Here is a 16,256-nt window from a genome sequence, read left to right as displayed (position 1 = left end):
AAACGCTCTAATTGTGGATAAGTTCTGCGGCAATCGCCGCCAGATCGTCAAAAATCAAGGTGCCTGCCGGTAGGGTCTTGCCCAAAGTCTTTTCGCCTTTCCCGGTCTTTACCAAAACTGGCTGAGAATCGACGGCTTTGGCGGCCTCCAGGTCACCAAGGGTATCGCCGACGAACCAAAGATTGGTCAGCGATACGTTGTAATGCGCGGCGATGGTTTTCAACATCCCGGGTTTTGGTTTGCGGCAATCGCAGCCATCGTCCGGCCCGTGCGGGCAATAGACGATCAGCCCGACTTCACCGCCCTGCTCCGCCACCCGCTCGCGCAAGCGCTCGTGCATGGCGTCCAGGGTGGCGATGTCGTAATAGCCGCGAGCGATGCCCGACTGGTTGGTAGCCACCGCTACCGTCCAGCCAGCCTTGCTCAACTGCGCGATGGCTTCGATCGAACCCGGGAGCGGAATCCACTCCTCCACCGACTTGATGTAAGCGTCGGAGTCGTAATTGATCACCCCGTCCCGATCGAGAATCAGCAGTTTCAACAGCAGCCCCTCAACCCAGCAGCGAAATGTCGGCGACGCCGAGGAACAGCCCACGCAGACGCGCCAGCAGCGCATAACGGTTGGCGCGGACCTTGGCATCTTCCGCGTTGACCATCACGGCTTCGAAGAACGCATCCACTGGCTCGCGCAAGGCAGCCAGACGTGCCAGCGATTCGCTGTACTGACGCGCCGCAGCCATCGGCTGGACAGCCTGGTCAGCCTGCTGGATCGCCGAGTACAGGGAGAACTCGTTGGCGTTGTCGAAGTACTTGGCTTCCACGACCGAAGGAACAGAGCCTTCGACCTTGCTCAGCAAATTCGAAACGCGCTTGTTCACCGCAGCCAGGGCAGCGGCTTCCGGCAATTTGCGGAACGCCTCTACCGCTTGTACGCGCTGATCGAAGTCCAGCGCCGAACCCGGTTTCAAGGCACGAACCGACAGGTAAGTCCCGACATCAACGCCTTCGTCTTCGTAACGGGCACGCAGACGGTCGAAGATGAACTCCAGCACCGAATCGTTGAGGCCGGCAGCCTTGACCTTGGTACCGAACGCATTCACGGCGAAAGCCACGGCGTCGTTCAGGTCGAGGTCGAGCTTCTTGTCGATCAGGATGCGCAACACGCCGAGTGCAGCACGGCGCAAGGCGTACGGGTCTTTGCTACCGGTTGGCAGCATGCCGATGCCGAAAATCCCCACCAGCGTGTCGAGCTTGTCAGCGATGGCCACGGCCGCACCGGTCAGGGTGGTCGGCAGTTCAGCGCCGGCACCGCGCGGCATGTACTGCTCGTTCAGCGCCAGAGCGACTTCTTCCGGCTCGCCGTCGTTGAGGGCGTAGTAGTAACCGGCGACACCTTGCATCTCCGGGAACTCACCGACCATCTCGGTCGCCAGGTCGCACTTGGACAGCAGGCCTGCACGGGAAGCCCATGCGGCATTACCGCCAATACGTTGGGCAATGAACGCAGCGAGTTTGGAAACGCGCTCGGCCTTGTCGTAGACGCTGCCGAGTTTTTCCTGGAACACCACGTTCTGCAGACGCAGGTTGAAGTCTTCGAGTTTCTGCTTCTTGTCTTGCTTGAAGAAGAACTCGGCGTCGGTCAGACGTGGACGAACCACTTTCTCGTTACCGGCGATGATCTGCTGCGGGTCTTTGCTTTCGATGTTGGCCACGGTAATGAACCGTGGCAGCAACTTGCCGTCGGCATCCAGCAGGCAGAAGTACTTCTGGTTGTCCTGCATAGTGGTGATCAGGGCTTCTTGCGGCACGTCGAGGAAACGTTCTTCGAACGAGCACACCAGCGGCACCGGCCATTCAACCAGCGCGGTCACTTCGTCGAGCAGCGCTGGCGGCACGATCGCCGTCCCTTCCTGCATGGTAGCCAGCTCTTCGACGCGCTTGCTGATCAACTCACGACGCTCGTTGGCATCGGCCAATACGTAAGCGGCACGCAGGTCGGTCAGGTAGTTGGCCGGCGAGGTGATGCGCACGCTTTCCGGGTGATGGAAGCGGTGACCACGGGAATCGCGACCCGCCTTCTGGGCGAGGATGGTGCAATCGATGACCTGGTCACCGAGCAGCATCACCAGCCACTGGGTCGGACGAACGAATTCTTCCTTGCGAGCGCCCCAGCGCATGCGCTTGGGGATCGGCAGGTCGTTCAGGGAATCTTCGACGATGGTCGGCAGCAGGCTCGCGGTTGGCTTGCCGGCGATGCTTTGGCTGTAGCGCAGTTTCGGGCCGCTCTGATCGATTTCGCTCAGGTCGACGCCACACTTCTTGGCGAAGCCCAATGCCGCTTGAGTCGGGTTGCCTTCGGCATCGAACGCGGCCTGACGTGGCGGGCCATCGAGGTTGATGCTGCGATCCGGCTGCTGAGTCGCCAGATCGGTGATCAGCACAGCCAGACGACGTGGCGCGGCGTAGACGGTTTTGGTCTCGTAGTTCAGGCCAGCGGCTTGCAGGCCCTTGTCGATACCGGCGAGGAATGCCTCGGCCAGGGTGTTCAGGGCTTTGGGTGGCAGTTCTTCAGTGCCCAGTTCAACCAGAAAATCCAGAGCACTCATTGTGCAGCCTCCAGCTTGGCTAGTACTTCATCACGCAGGTCCGGGGTCGCCATCGGGAAGCCCAACTTGGCGCGAGCCAGCAGGTAGGCTTGCGCAACGGAACGCGCCAGGGTGCGGACACGCAGAATGTATTGCTGACGCGCGGTCACCGAGATCGCCCGGCGAGCATCCAGCAAGTTGAAGGTATGGGAGGCCTTCAACACCATTTCGTAGCTTGGCAACGGCAGCGGCTGGTCGAGTTCGATCAGGCGCTTGGCTTCGCTTTCGTAGAAATCGAACAGTTCGAACAGCTTCTCGACGTTGGCGTGTTCGAAGTTATAGGTCGACTGCTCCACTTCGTTCTGGTGGAACACGTCGCCGTAGGTCACTTTGCCGAACGGACCGTCAGCCCAGACCAGGTCGTAGACCGAGTCCACGCCTTGCAGGTACATGGCCAGACGCTCAAGACCGTAAGTGATCTCGCCGGTCACCGGGTAGCACTCGATGCCGCCCGCTTGCTGGAAGTAAGTGAACTGCGTCACTTCCATGCCGTTGAGCCAGACTTCCCAGCCCAGACCCCAGGCGCCCAGTGTTGGCGATTCCCAGTTGTCTTCAACGAAGCGAATGTCGTGGACCAGCGGGTCCAGGCCGACATGCTTGAGGGAGCCCAGGTACAGTTCCTGGAAGTTGTCCGGGTTCGGCTTCAGCACGACCTGGAACTGGTAGTAGTGCTGCAGACGGTTCGGGTTTTCGCCGTAGCGGCCGTCAGTCGGGCGACGACTGGGCTGCACATAAGCGGCGTTCCAGGTTTCCGGGCCAATGGCGCGCAGAAACGTGGCAGTGTGGAAAGTCCCGGCGCCTACTTCCATATCGTAGGGCTGAAGTACCACACAACCTTGCTCGGCCCAGTATTGCTGGAGGGCGAGGATCAAGTCTTGGAAGGTACGCACGGCTGGCGTAGGCTGGCTCACGAAATTCACCTGTTTCTTGGGCTGCGATTTAAAGAGCGGGAGTATACCCGATTCGGTCCTGCGCACGCCCCCTGGAGCCTTATGCCACGCTGCTTTTGGTGTTCCGAAGATCCGCTGTACATGGCTTATCACGATCAGGAGTGGGGCACGCCGCTACGCGATGCGCAGGGATTGTTCGAGTTGCTTTTGCTCGAAGGGTTCCAGGCCGGCCTTTCCTGGATCACCGTGCTGCGTAAACGTGAGCACTATCGTCAGGTAATGTTCGGCTTCGACGTACAACGCGTGGCGCAGATGAGCGACGCCGAAATCGATGAATTGATGCTCGATCCGGGCATCATTCGTAATCGCCTCAAACTCAATGCGGCCCGGCGCAATGCCCAGGCCTGGCTGGCGCTGGAAGATCCGGTGGAGTTTCTCTGGTCCTTCGTCGACGGCAAGCCTGTGATCAACCATTTCAAGGACCGCAGTGAAGTGCCGGCCGTGACGCCGACTGCCGTGGAGATGAGCAAAGGCCTGAAAAAGGCCGGCTTCACGTTCGTCGGTCCGACTATTTGTTACGCGCTGATGCAGGCCTCGGGCATGGTCATGGACCACACCCAGGATTGCGATCGCTACGCGCCGCTGGCGATCGGCGGTTAGAATAGCTGCCTCGCGCACAGCACAAGATCAGGAGTGACCTGTGGATAAGTTGAAAGGCGCCTTGCTGGTAGGCGCTCTGCGGCTGTTTGCCCTGCTTCCGTGGCGGACAGTGCAGGCAGTGGGCTCGGCCATCGGCTGGGTCATGTGGAAAACCCCCAACCGTTCCCGCGATGTGGTGCGGATCAACCTCGCCAAGTGTTTCCCGGATATGGACCCGGCCAAGCGTGAGCGTCTGGTAGGCCAGAGCTTGAAAGACATCGGCAAGTCCCTGACCGAAAGCGCCTGCGCCTGGATCTGGCCGGCCCAGCGCTCCATCGACCTGGTGCGTGAAGTCGAAGGTCTCGACGTATTAAAGGACGCCCTCGCCTCCGGCAAAGGTGTCGTCGGTATCACCAGCCACTTGGGCAACTGGGAAGTGTTGAACCACTTCTATTGCAGCCAGTGCAAACCGATCATTTTCTATCGCCCGCCAAAGTTGAAGGCGGTGGATGATTTGCTGCGCAAGCAACGGGTGCAATTGGGTAACCGGGTAGCCGCTTCCACCAAGGAAGGCATCCTCAGTGTCATCAAGGAAGTGCGCAAAGGTGGTGCAGTGGGTATTCCCGCTGACCCGGAACCGTCCGAATCCGCCGGGATTTTCGTGCCGTTCTTCGCCACTCAGGCCCTGACCAGCAAATTCGTACCGAACATGCTCGCCGGCGGCAAAGCGGTCGGCGTGTTCCTGCATGCGCTACGTCTGCCCGACGGTTCGGGTTACAAAGTGATCCTCGAAGCCGCGCCAGAGGCCATGTACAGCACTGATACCGAAACGTCCTGCGCAGCCATGAGCCAGGTGGTCGAGCGCTATGTGCGGGCGTATCCGAGCCAGTACATGTGGAGCATGAAGCGCTTCAAGAAGCGTCCGCCGGGTGAAGAACGCTGGTATTGAGTTGATTGGCATGATCTGTGGATAACCTGAGTCCAGGGTTATCCACACCGTTCAATAAAGGGCGCAGAAGATGTCCGAACACCGCAAATCATTTCGTATCAAGATCAGTCACCACAGTTTCGGCGAATGCCTGGGCCAGACGCGTAACCTGTCGACGACAGGCGTCTACGTCAAGCATCCGGGCTTGTCGGCGTTGCGCAAGGGCGCGGTGGTGTACGGTCAGGTGCAGGACTTACCCACAGGCGCGCCGCGTGTGCGAATGGAAGTGGTGCTGGTGGATGCCGAGGGCATTGGCCTGCGCTACCTCTGATCAGTGAGCCTGACGCTCAAGCTTCTTCAGAAACACCGTCATTTCTTTTTCGGCCTGCTTGTCGCCATGGGCGCGAGCGGCTTCCAGGCCCTGTTCCCACGCCTGACGTGCGGACGCGAAATCCTTCAGCCCCAGATGGGCCTTGCCCAATAGCTTCCAGGCTGCCGAATATTTCGGATCGAATTCGACGCAACGCTGGAAATGCTCAGCGGCCTTGGCGTTTTCCCCAAGATCCAGATAACCCTTGCCCAGCCCGAAGCGCAGCAATGAGTTATCCACACCCTTGGCGAGCATTTTTTCCAGGGATTCGATCATGGCTGGATTCCTTATTGAGGTGTGTCAGAGATCAATATGTCTCAATGAAACCGCATTCGCGAGCAAGCCCGCTCCCACAGTTGATCTTTAGTGAACACATAATTTGTGTACGGCAGATAACCTGTGGGAGCGGGCTTGCTCGCGAAGAGGCCTGTCCTGACAACATAAATTCAGGGTCAGAAGAAGCTGAGTCCCACATGGAACAGCTTTTCCACATCCCGAATATGCTTTTTATCCACAAGGAACAGAATCACATGGTCACCGGCCGCGATCACTGTGTCGTCGTGAGCAATGATCACCTCTTCGTCACGGATGATTGCGCCAATAGTGGTGCCTGGCGGCAAGCCAATGTTCTCAATGGACTTGCCGATGACCTTACTCGACTTCTCATCACCATGGGCAATCGCCTCGATGGCTTCCGCCGCGCCCCGGCGCAATGAGTGCACGCTGACGATATCGCCGCGACGTACGTGCGCCAGCAAGGTGCCGATGGTCGCCAATTGCGGGCTGATCGCGATGTCGATGTCGCCGCCCTGGATCAGGTCGACGTAGGCCGGGTTGTTGATGATGGTCATCACCTTCTTCGCGCCCAGGCGCTTGGCCAGCAGCGACGACATGATGTTGGCTTCGTCGTCGTTGGTCAGCGCCAGGAAAAGGTCGGCGTCGGCGATGTTCTCTTCCATCAGCAAGTCGCGGTCGGAGGCACTGCCCTGCAACACCACAGTGCTGTCGAGGGTGTCCGAGAGATGACGGCAGCGCGCCGGGTTCATCTCGATGATCTTCACTTGGTAACGGCTTTCGATGGCCTCGGCCAGACGTTCACCGATCTGCCCGCCGCCGGCGATGACGATGCGTTTGTAGCTCTCATCGAGGCGGCGCATTTCGCTCATCACCGCGCGAATATTCGCCTTGGCGGCGATGAAAAAGACTTCGTCGTCCGCCTCGATCACCGTATCGCCCTGCGGCAGGATCGGCCGATCACGACGGAAAATCGCCGCGACGCGGGTTTCGACATTCGGCATGTGTTCGCGCAACTGGCGCAGTTGCTGACCCACCAGCGGGCCGCCGTAATAGGCCTTCACCGCCACCAGCTGCGCCTTGCCTTCGGCGAAGTCGATCACCTGCAAGGCGCCCGGATGCTGGATCAGGCGCTTGATGTAATTGGTGACCACTTGCTCCGGGCTGATCAGCACGTCCACCGGAATCGCTTCGTTGTCAAACAGCTCGGAGCGAGTCAGGTAGGCGGCTTCGCGAACCCGGGCAATCTTGGTCGGCGTGTGAAACAGGGAGTGGGCCACCTGGCAGGCAATCATGTTGGTTTCGTCGCTGTTGGTCACCGCCACCAGCATGTCGGCGTCGTCCGCGCCGGCCTGACGCAGCACCGTCGGCAGCGAGCCGCGGCCTTGCACGGTGCGGATGTCCAGCCGATCGCCGAGGTCGCGCAGGCGTTCGCCGTCGGTGTCGACCACGGTGATGTCATTGGCCTCGCTGGCCAAGTGTTCTGCCAGCGAACCGCCGACCTGCCCTGCGCCGAGGATGATGATTTTCATCCAGTCACTCCCTTAAAACCCATTAACCGCGCGCGGCGGCAATCTTGATCAGCTTGGCGTAGTAGAACCCGTCGTGGCCGCCGTCCTGGGCCAGCAGTTGGCGACCGTGAGGTTGCTTGATACCGGCTTGAGTCGCGAGGTCCAGTTCACGGGCGCCCGGCGTGCGAGCGAGGAAGGCTTCGATGACTTCGGTGTTCTCGGTCGGCAGCGTGGAGCAGGTGGCGTAAAGCAGAATCCCGCCGACCTCCAAAGTTATCCACATGGCATCGAGCAGCTCGCCCTGAAGCACCGCCAGCGCGGCGATGTCGTCGGGTTGGCGAGTCAGCTTGATGTCCGGGTGACGACGAATCACTCCGGTGGCCGAGCACGGCGCGTCCAGCAGAATGCGCTGGAACGGCTTGCCATCCCACCAGGTGGCGGTGTCGCGGCCGTCGGCGGCGATCAGTTCGGCGCTCAGGCCCAGGCGTGCAAGGTTTTCCCGCACTCGCACCAGACGCTTGGCTTCCAGGTCCACCGCCACCACGCCGGAGAGTGCCGGCTCGGCTTCAAGGATGTGGCAGGTCTTGCCGCCCGGTGCGCAGCAGGCGTCCAGCACCCGTTGACCCGGTGCCAGGTCGAGCAGATCGGCGGCCAGTTGCGCGGCTTCGTCCTGCACGCTGATCCAGCCTTCGGCGAAACCCGGCAAGCTGCGCACGTCGGTGGCGGCTTCGAGAATGATGCCGTCCTGACTGTAAACACACGGCGTGGCGGCGATGCCGGCATCGGTCAACGACCCAAGGTAAGCATCGCGACTGTGATGACGACGGTTGACCCGCAGGATCATCGGCGGATGCGCGTTGTTCGCCGCACAAATGGCTTCCCACTGCTCAGGCCAGAACGCCTTGAGGGATTTTTGCAGCCAGCGCGGGTGGGCAGTGCGCACCACTGGATCGTGTTCCAGCTCGGCCAGCAGCGCTTCGCTTTCACGCTGGGCGCGGCGCAACACGGCGTTGAGCAAGGCCTTGGCCCAAGGCTTTTTCAGCTTGTCGGCGCAACCCACGGTTTCACCGATGGCGGCATGGGCCGGAACCCGGGTGTAGAGCAACTGATAGAGCCCAACCAGCAACAGCGCTTCGACATCGGCGTCGGCTGCCTTGAACGGCTTCTGCAGCAACTTGGCCGCCAGCGCCGACAAACGCGGCTGCCAGCGCGCGGTGCCGAACGCCAGGTCTTGGGTGAAGCCGCGGTCGCGGTCTTCGACCTTGTCCATTTGCGTCGGCAGGGAACTGTTGAGTGAGGCTTTTCCGTTAAGAACAGCAGCAAGTGCCTTGGCGGCGGCCAGACGTGGATTCATTGAGCGTCCGCCGCTTGACCGAGGACGGTGCCAACGGCGAATTTCTCACGACGGCTGTTGAACAAGTCGCTGAAGTTCAGCGCCTTGCCGCCGGGCAATTGCAGACGAGTCAGACACAGGGCTTGCTCACCGCAAGCGACGATCAAACCGTCCTTGCTGGCGCTGAGGATTTCCCCCGGTGCGCCCTGCCCTTCGGCGAGGCTGGCGGCCAGCACCTTCAATGCTTCGCCATTTAGCGTGCTGTGACAGATCGGCCATGGATTGAAGGCGCGGACCAGACGTTCCAGCTCAACCGCCGGACGGCTCCAGTCGATGCGCGCTTCATCTTTGTTCAATTTGTGAGCATAAGTGGCGAGGCTGTCGTCCTGCACTTCGCCTTCCAGCGTCCCGGCGGCGAGGCCGGCGATTGCTTGAATCACGGCGGGTGGACCCATTTCCGCCAAACGGTCGTGGAGGCTGCCGCCGGTGTCTTCACCGGTGATTGGTGTGGTGACTTTCAGCAGCATCGGCCCGGTGTCGAGGCCCAGCTCCATGCGCATCACGGTCACGCCGCTTTCGCTGTCGCCCGCTTCGACGGCGCGCTGGATCGGCGCCGCACCGCGCCAGCGTGGCAGCAAGGAGGCGTGGCTGTTGATGCAACCCAGGCGCGGAATATCCAGCACCACTTGCGGCAGGATCAGGCCGTAGGCGACCACCACCAGCAAGTCCGGCTTGAGCGCGGCCAGTTCAGCCTGAGCGTCTTCGTTGCGCAGGGTTGGCGGTTGCAACACAGGAATGTTGTTTTCCAGAGCCAACTGCTTGACCGGACTTGGCATCAACTTTTGCCCGCGACCCGCCGGACGGTCCGGTTGGGTGTAGACCGCGACGATCTCGTAAGGGCTGTCGAGCAGGGCCTTGAGGTGTTCGGCGGCGAATTCGGGGGTGCCGGCAAAGACGATGCGCAGTGGCTCAGTCATTCAAAAGGTCTCGCAAAAGAAAAAGGCTTGCCGCAGCAAGCCTTTGAAAGGAGGGCATCAAGCGTTCTGGCGATGGAGCTTTTCCAGTTTCTTCTTGATTCGGTCGCGTTTGAGATTGGACAGGTAGTCGACGAACAATTTGCCATTCAGGTGGTCGCATTCATGCTGGATGCACACCGCGAGCAGGCCTTCGGCGATCAGTTCGTAAGGCTGGCCGTCGCGGTCCAGGGCCTTGACTTTAACCTTCTGTGGGCGATCGACGTTTTCGTAGAAGCCCGGCACCGAGAGGCAGCCTTCTTGATATTGCTCCATCTCGTCGGTCAGGGTTTCGAACTCGGGGTTGATGAACACCCGTGGTTCGCTGCGGTCTTCGGAGAGGTCCATCACGACGATACGTTTGTGCACGTTGACCTGGGTCGCGGCGAGGCCGATGCCTGGCGCTTCATACATTGTTTCAAACATGTCATCGACCAACTGACGCACTTCGTCGTCCACTACGGCCACAGGTTTGGCGATAGTGCGCAGGCGCGAGTCGGGGAATTCGAGGATGTCTAAAATGGCCATAAGCTTAATTGCTGCACGTTTGAGGTAATGTCGGGTCGATGGCCTGGCGGGTCCGAAGATGCAGGCTACCGTTGTAAAACGTAGCTTCCTGCTCTTTTTGGTAAAGAGTCGGGAGCGAGCCACGAGGGCTCTGGCGTTCTACGCGAATGCACATAATAAAGGGATTCACCGCATGAGGAAATCACTACTCGCCTTGCTCCTTCTGGCCTCGGCCGGTTTGGCGCACGGGCAAGTGCAACTCAAGGAAGGTTTTCCACAGCAATACACCGTGGTATCGGGTGACACGCTTTGGGACATATCGGGGAAATTCCTTCGTGAGCCGTGGAAATGGCCGGAGCTATGGCAAGCCAATCCACAGATCGAAAACCCCAATCTGATTTACCCCGGCGACTCGCTGTCGCTGGTCTACGTCAACGGGCAGCCACGTCTGACCCTCAACCGCGGCGCTTCCCGGGGCACCATCAAGCTGTCGCCACGCGTCCGCAGCAGCCCGGTCGCCGACGCCATCCCGAGCATTCCGCTGCAATCGATCAACAGCTTTCTGCTGAGCAACCGCATCGTCGACACGGTCGAGGACTTCAACAAGGCGCCTTATATCGTCGCCGGCGATGCCGAACGCGTGCTCAGTGGCACCGGTGACCGAATCTTCGCTCGCGGTCACTTCGACCCGGCTCAACCGGTTTACGGCATCTTCCGTCAGGGCAAGGTCTACACCGATCCTGTCAGTAAAGAATTTTTGGGGATCAATGCCGACGACATCGGCGGTGGCGAGATTGTGGCGACCGAAGGCGACGTCGCCACCCTGGCGCTGCAACGCACCACCCAGGAAGTCCGCATCGGCGACCGCTTGTTCAGCGGTGAAGAGCGATCGATCAACTCGACCTTCATGCCCAGTGCGCCAAAAACCGAGATCAACGGGGTGATCATCGATGTGCCGCGCGGGGTTACCCAAATTGGCGCGCTGGATGTAGTCACGCTGAACAAGGGCCAGCGCGATGGCCTGGTCGAAGGCAACGTGTTGGTGGTGATGAAAACCGGCGAAACCGTGCGTGACCGGATCACCGGTCAGCCACTGAAAATCCCGGATGAGCGCGCCGGTTTGCTGATGGTTTTCCGCACCTACGACAAGCTCAGCTACGGGCTGGTGCTTTATGCATCACGCTCCCTGGCGGTGCTGGACAAGGTGCGAAATCCTTAACAGGCTCCACAAGTTACCAACAGAGTTATCCACAGCTTATTCCCGTTTGAACGGGGCTCATAACGATCAAGGATGATCCATGTCGCTGTCTGCTTTTGCACCGGTTTCCCCTGCGGAACTGGAAGCTCGTTTACGTTTGCATCGCCTGCCGGAACTCGGCCCTGCGCGTTTCAAGAAATTGCTTGAGGCCTTCGGCTCGGCGTCCAAGGCCATCAGCGCGCCCGCCAGTGCCTGGCGTTCGTTGGGTTTGCCCCTCGCTTGCGCGGAGGCCAGGCGCTCCAGTGAAATCCGTGATGGCGCGAGCCATGCATTGGCCTGGTTAGAGCGTCCGGGCCAGCATTTACTGATGTGGGACCAACCTGACTATCCGGCACTGTTGGCGGAAATCAGCGATGCGCCGCCGCTGTTATTCGTGGCGGGCGATCCCGGCATTCTGGAAAAACCGCAGTTGGCGATGGTCGGCAGCCGTCGCGCTTCGCGGCCGGGCATGGACACCGCCGCTGCTTTTTCCCGCAGTCTGGCCGGCGCCGGTTTTGTCATTACCAGCGGTCTGGCGCTGGGCATTGATGCCGCGGCCCATCAAGCCGCTTTGGACGTGGGGGGGCGAACGGTCGGTGTACTTGGCACGGGACTTGAAAAGTTTTATCCACAGCGCAATCGACGGCTGGCAGACGCCATGATCGCTTCGGGCAGCGCAGTGCTTTCAGAGTTCCCGCTGGACGCCGGACCGACCGCCAGTAACTTCCCTCGGCGCAATCGGATCATCAGCGGTTTATCCCTGGGCGTGCTGGTGGTCGAGGCGAGTGTCGCCAGCGGTTCGTTGATCACTGCGAGGCTGGCGGCGGAACAAGGGCGTGAGGTGTATGCGATTCCCGGGTCGATTCATCACCCGGGCGCAAAGGGTTGTCATCAGCTGATCCGCGACGGTGCGGTGCTGGTGGAAACCATCGAGCACATCCTCGAAGCCTTGCGTGGCTGGCAACGGTTGCCGTTATCCACAGCGACACCCGCGGTGACACATCCGTTGCTCATGCTCCTTCATGCCGCGCCGCACACCAGTGAAGCGTTGTCCGTCACCAGCGGCTGGGCCCTGCCAAAAGTGCTGGCAGCGCTGACGGAGCTGGAAATGGACGGCCGTGCGGTCTGCGAAAGCGGGCGCTGGTTTGCGCGGGTGAGCTAGGTTTTATAAGGAAGATCGGTAAACTGCGCAGAGCCTTATTCCGGAGAGTTTTTCATGGTCAACAGTTGGCGTGTGCAACAAGCCGCACGAGCCATTCGCGCAGGCGCGGTGATTGCCTACCCAACCGAAGCGGTCTGGGGCCTGGGTTGCGACCCGTGGGACGAAGAGGCGGTCTATCGTCTGCTGGCGATCAAGGGTCGGTCGGTGGAAAAAGGGTTGATTCTGGTGGCCGACAACATTCGCCAGTTCGACTTCCTCTTCGAAGACTTTCCTGAATTGTGGATGGATCGCATGGCCAGCACCTGGCCAGGGCCGAACACCTGGCTGGTGCCGCATCAGAATATGTTGCCGCAGTGGATTACCGGCGTGCATGAAACGGTGGCGCTGCGGGTCAGCGATCACCCGTTGGTGCGGGATTTGTGCGCGGTGGTCGGGCCGTTGGTTTCAACGTCGGCCAACCCGCAGGGCCAACCGGCGGCGCGGACGCGGATTCGCGTCGAGCAGTATTTCCGTGGGCAGGTGGATTACGTGTTGGGTGGGAATCTGGGTGGGCGCAAGAACCCGAGCGTGATTCGCGATCTGGCGACCGGCCACGTTGTGCGCCCGGATTAAGACCGCCGCGCGGCCATTCGCGAGCAGGCTCGCTCCCACATTGGTTAGGTGTCGATCACAAATACCCTGTGGGAGCGAGCCTGCTCGCGATGGCGTCCGTCAAGGCAACAAAACAGTCGAACCCGTCGTACGCCGCGCCGACAACTCGGTCTGCGCCTTCGCTGCTTCAGCCAATGGATACTTCTGGCTGATGTCCACCTTCAGCTTCCCGCTGATGATCATCTCAAACAGCTCATCCGCCATACGCTGCAAGTTCTCGGCGTTGTTGGCGTAAGTCGCGAGCGTAGGCCGGGTCACGTACAACGAACCCTTCGCCGACAGAATTCCCAGGTTCACCCCGTCTACCGCACCCGACGCATTGCCGAAGCTCACCACCAGACCGCGAGGCGCCGCGCTATCAAGCGAAGTCAGCCAGGTGTCCTTGCCGACGCCGTCGTACACCACCGGCACTTTTTTCCCGTCAGTCAATTCCAGTACGCGCTGTGCGACGTTTTCATGGCTGTAATCGATGGTCGCCCAAGCGCCGTTAGCCTTGGCCAGTGCGGCTTTCTCTGGTGAGCTGACCGTGCCGATCAACTTCACGCCCAAGGCCTTGGCCCACTGGCAGGCCAGGGAACCGACACCACCCGCGGCAGCGTGAAACAGGATGGTTTCGCCACCCTTGAGTTCATAGGTCTGACGCAGCAGGTACTGCACGGTCAGGCCCTTGAGCATCACGCCCGCGGCCTGTTCGAAGCTGATCGCGTCCGGCAGATGCACCAGGTTGGCCTGCGGCAACACGTGAACGTCGCTGTAGGCGCCCAACGGACCGCTGCCATATGCCACGCGATCACCGACCTTGAACCGGGTGACTTCACTGCCCACCGCCTCGACCACGCCCGCGCCTTCCGAGCCCAGGCCCGATGGCAGGGCTGGCGGCGCATAGAGACCACTGCGGTAATAGGTGTCGATGAAATTCAGGCCGATGGCCTTGTTGGTCACGCGAACCTGCTGCGGGCCGGGCTCGGCGGGTTGGTAATCGACATATTCGAGTACTTCGGGGCCGCCATGGGCGCGGAACTGGATACGCTTGGCCATCAGAACTCTCCTTAGGTCTTGGCTACTGGAGTTGTAGCGCGAAGCTCCCTATCGAACTCCCATGCTTGATCTTCGTCAACTGCGGCAGGCCCATCTGCGATGTTATGCTACGCGCCCATTTGCGCCGGCCCCCGCTCCCATGGAGCGCCGCGTAGCTTTGCCCGATTCAAGGTGATGACATGACGACCCGCACCGAGGCCGTAAAAGCCTACCTGCTCGACCTGCAAGACCGCATTTGCGCGGCCCTCGAAGCTGAAGACGGCGGCACGCAGTTCGTCGAAGACGCCTGGACCCGGACTGCCGGTGGCGGCGGCCGCACCCGGGTGATCGAAAACGGCGCGGTCATCGAAAAGGGCGGCGTCAACTTTTCCCACGTCTTCGGCAGCGGTCTCCCACCGTCCGCCAGCGCCCATCGACCAGAACTGGCCGGCCGTGGCTTCGAAGCGCTTGGCGTCTCTTTGGTTATTCACCCGCACAACCCGTATGTGCCGACGTCCCACGCCAACGTGCGCTTTTTCATCGCTGAAAAAGATGGCGAAGAACCGGTCTGGTGGTTCGGCGGTGGCTTTGACCTGACCCCTTATTACGGCAATGAAGAAGACTGCGTGCATTGGCACCGCGTCGCCGAGCAGGCCTGTGCACCGTTCGGCCCGGATGTTTATTCGCGCTACAAGGCCTGGTGCGACAGCTACTTCCACATCAAGCATCGCCACGAGCCGCGCGGTATCGGCGGCCTGTTCTTCGATGACTTGAACGAGTGGGACTTCGACACCAGCTTCGCTTTCATGCGCGCCATCGGTGACGCGTTCATCGACGCCTACCTGCCGATCGTGCAGCGCCGCAAAAATGATGCGTTTACCGCCAAACAGCGTGAATTCCAGGAATTCCGCCGTGGGCGCTACGTTGAATTCAACCTGGTCTACGACCGCGGCACGCTGTTCGGTCTGCAATCGGGCGGGCGTACTGAGTCGATCCTGATGTCCCTGCCGCCGCAAGTACGCTGGAGTTACGACTGGAAAGCCGAGCCGGGCAGCGAAGAAGCACGGCTGACCGAGTACTTCCTGCAAGACCGCGATTGGTTGGCCAAGGCCTGAACGAGGAATCCTGATGGACCGTTACGTCGTATTTGGTAACCCGATTGGCCACAGCAAATCGCCGCTGATCCACCGTCTGTTCGCCGAGCAGACGGCTCAAAAGCTGGACTACAGCACGTTGCTGGCGCCTCTCGACGATTTTTCCACCTGCGCCCGGACGTTTTTCCTCGAAGGTCGCGGGGCGAATGTGACGGTGCCGTTCAAGGAAGAGGCCTATCGTCTGGCGAACAGTCTGACGGCACGGGCGCAGCGCGCCGGTGCGGTGAACACCCTGAGCAAACTCGCTGATGGCAGCCTGTTGGGCGACAACACCGATGGCGCCGGACTGGTGCGGGACCTGACGGTCAACGCCGGTTTCAGCCTCAAGGGCAAACGCATCCTGCTGCTCGGTGCCGGCGGCGCGGTGCGTGGTGCGCTGGAGCCGTTGCTGGCCGAGCAACCCGCCTCGGTGGTCATCGCCAACCGCACGGTGGAAAAAGCCGAACTGTTGGCGGAATTGTTCGCGGACCTGGGGCCGGTGTCGGCCAGTGGTTTTGATTGGTTGAAGGAGTCGGTCGATCTGATCATCAACGCGACGTCTGCCAGTCTGTCAGGGGATGTACCGCCGATTGCCAGCAGTTTGATCGAGCCGGGCAAGACGGTTTGCTACGACATGATGTACGGCAAGGAGCCGACCTCGTTCTGCCGTTGGGCCAGTGAACATGGCGCGTCGGTGTCGATGGATGGCTTGGGGATGCTCGCCGAACAAGCGGCAGAAGCCTTCTTCCTGTGGCGCGGCGTACGCCCGGACACGGCGCCGGTGCTGGCCGAACTTCGCCGGCAGTTGGCCCTTTAAGAGCTTCGCGAGCAAGTCGAATCGTCGCACCGCCGCTCCCACATTGGTTTTGTGAACGCCACAGATCAAATGTGGGAGCGGGCTTGCTCGCGAATGGCCGCGACACCGA

Annotated in this window: 17 protein-coding genes; 8 read left to right on the top strand and 9 right to left on the bottom strand. The window is 60.7% G+C overall.

The annotated features are described in order from the left end of the window. Positions 1-7: 7 nt before the first annotated feature. From gmhB to glyQ, 3 genes are read right to left on the bottom strand one after another with little or no spacing between them, the layout of a single operon-like run. A complete protein-coding gene (gene gmhB, locus ASC74_RS00555) occupies positions 8-547 on the bottom strand; it encodes a D-glycero-beta-D-manno-heptose 1,7-bisphosphate 7-phosphatase (RefSeq protein ID WP_177338824.1) in 540 nt (179 codons plus the stop codon). Between the two features lie 4 nt (positions 548-551). Then, positions 552-2,606 carry a glycine--tRNA ligase subunit beta gene (gene glyS, locus ASC74_RS00550; protein ID WP_056738498.1) on the bottom strand — a complete coding sequence of 685 codons (2,055 nt, stop codon included), beginning with the start codon at positions 2,604-2,606 and terminating at the stop codon, positions 552-554. Next, complete coding sequence (gene glyQ, locus ASC74_RS00545) at positions 2,603-3,556, bottom strand: glycine--tRNA ligase subunit alpha (RefSeq protein WP_003213601.1); 954 nt, start codon at positions 3,554-3,556, stop codon at positions 2,603-2,605. Before glyQ ends, glyS begins: the two co-directional genes overlap by 4 nt. 81 nt (positions 3,557-3,637) lie before the next feature. Here glyQ and tag point away from each other — a divergent pair, with 81 nt between their 5' ends. The 3 genes from tag to ASC74_RS00530 all read left to right on the top strand — a co-directional run bounded on the left by tag (position 3,638) and on the right by ASC74_RS00530 (position 5,433). Then, the gene (gene tag / locus ASC74_RS00540) at positions 3,638-4,195 is read left to right on the top strand and encodes a DNA-3-methyladenine glycosylase I (protein WP_056738496.1); all 558 of its coding nucleotides are present in this window, start codon (positions 3,638-3,640) and stop codon (positions 4,193-4,195) included. A gap of 40 nt (positions 4,196-4,235) precedes the next feature. Beyond that, complete coding sequence (locus ASC74_RS00535) at positions 4,236-5,123, top strand: lysophospholipid acyltransferase (RefSeq protein ID WP_056738494.1); 888 nt, start codon at positions 4,236-4,238, stop codon at positions 5,121-5,123. A gap of 70 nt (positions 5,124-5,193) precedes the next feature. Then, positions 5,194-5,433: a PilZ domain-containing protein gene (locus ASC74_RS00530; protein WP_056738493.1), complete on the top strand. Its 240-nt coding sequence runs from the start codon at positions 5,194-5,196 to the stop codon at positions 5,431-5,433. Here ASC74_RS00530 and ASC74_RS00525 read toward each other — a convergent pair whose 3' ends face one another. The 5 genes from ASC74_RS00525 to def all read right to left on the bottom strand — a co-directional run bounded on the left by ASC74_RS00525 (position 5,434) and on the right by def (position 10,151). Further along, positions 5,434-5,748 carry a tetratricopeptide repeat protein gene (locus ASC74_RS00525; protein ID WP_056738491.1) on the bottom strand — a complete coding sequence of 105 codons (315 nt, stop codon included), beginning with the start codon at positions 5,746-5,748 and terminating at the stop codon, positions 5,434-5,436. Positions 5,749-5,924: 176 nt separating this feature from the next. Beyond that, positions 5,925-7,298: a Trk system potassium transporter TrkA gene (trkA, locus tag ASC74_RS00520; RefSeq protein WP_056738489.1), complete on the bottom strand. Its 1,374-nt coding sequence runs from the start codon at positions 7,296-7,298 to the stop codon at positions 5,925-5,927. Between the two features lie 22 nt (positions 7,299-7,320). After that, positions 7,321-8,631, bottom strand: coding sequence for a 16S rRNA (cytosine(967)-C(5))-methyltransferase RsmB (gene rsmB, locus ASC74_RS00515; protein WP_056738487.1), 1,311 nt, complete (start codon positions 8,629-8,631; stop codon positions 7,321-7,323). Then, positions 8,628-9,587: a methionyl-tRNA formyltransferase gene (fmt, locus tag ASC74_RS00510; protein WP_056738485.1), complete on the bottom strand. Its 960-nt coding sequence runs from the start codon at positions 9,585-9,587 to the stop codon at positions 8,628-8,630. Before fmt ends, rsmB begins: the two co-directional genes overlap by 4 nt. Before the next feature lie 57 nt (positions 9,588-9,644). Next, complete coding sequence (def, locus tag ASC74_RS00505; RefSeq protein WP_008155676.1) at positions 9,645-10,151, bottom strand: peptide deformylase; 507 nt, start codon at positions 10,149-10,151, stop codon at positions 9,645-9,647. A 172-nt stretch (positions 10,152-10,323) separates the two neighbouring features. Between def and ASC74_RS00500 the strand changes: the two genes are divergently transcribed. The 3 genes from ASC74_RS00500 (at position 10,324) to ASC74_RS00490 (ending at position 13,141) form a co-directional block, all read left to right on the top strand. Next, positions 10,324-11,349 (top strand): LysM peptidoglycan-binding domain-containing protein, encoded by a 1,026-nt coding sequence (locus tag ASC74_RS00500; protein WP_056738483.1) that lies wholly within the window; start codon positions 10,324-10,326, stop codon positions 11,347-11,349. A gap of 79 nt (positions 11,350-11,428) precedes the next feature. Then, entirely contained in the window at positions 11,429-12,529 is a 1,101-nt protein-coding gene (dprA, locus tag ASC74_RS00495) for a DNA-processing protein DprA (protein ID WP_056738482.1), read from the top strand. Between the two features lie 54 nt (positions 12,530-12,583). Further along, positions 12,584-13,141: an L-threonylcarbamoyladenylate synthase gene (locus ASC74_RS00490; protein ID WP_056738480.1), complete on the top strand. Its 558-nt coding sequence runs from the start codon at positions 12,584-12,586 to the stop codon at positions 13,139-13,141. A 99-nt stretch (positions 13,142-13,240) separates the two neighbouring features. On the opposite strand, the gene ASC74_RS00485 is transcribed toward ASC74_RS00490, so the two are convergent. Continuing rightward, positions 13,241-14,218, bottom strand: a complete 978-nt coding sequence (locus ASC74_RS00485) for an NADPH:quinone reductase (RefSeq protein WP_056738479.1) — start codon at positions 14,216-14,218, stop codon at positions 13,241-13,243. A gap of 179 nt (positions 14,219-14,397) precedes the next feature. Here ASC74_RS00485 and hemF point away from each other — a divergent pair, with 179 nt between their 5' ends. Both hemF and aroE read left to right on the top strand, forming a co-directional pair. Continuing rightward, positions 14,398-15,312, top strand: coding sequence for an oxygen-dependent coproporphyrinogen oxidase (gene hemF, locus ASC74_RS00480; RefSeq protein WP_046044909.1), 915 nt, complete (start codon positions 14,398-14,400; stop codon positions 15,310-15,312). 13 nt (positions 15,313-15,325) lie between these two features. Next, positions 15,326-16,147, top strand: a complete 822-nt coding sequence (gene aroE / locus ASC74_RS00475; RefSeq protein WP_056738477.1) for a shikimate dehydrogenase — start codon at positions 15,326-15,328, stop codon at positions 16,145-16,147. Positions 16,148-16,256 lie beyond the last annotated feature (109 nt).

Origin of the sequence: Pseudomonas sp. Root329 (assembly GCF_001424925.1) — a bacterium.
In the GTDB taxonomy this organism is placed as follows: domain Bacteria; phylum Pseudomonadota; class Gammaproteobacteria; order Pseudomonadales; family Pseudomonadaceae; genus Aquipseudomonas; species Aquipseudomonas arabinosi.
The sequence above is the reverse complement of the archived record's forward strand: the minus strand, read 5'-3'. Positions and strand labels throughout refer to the sequence as shown.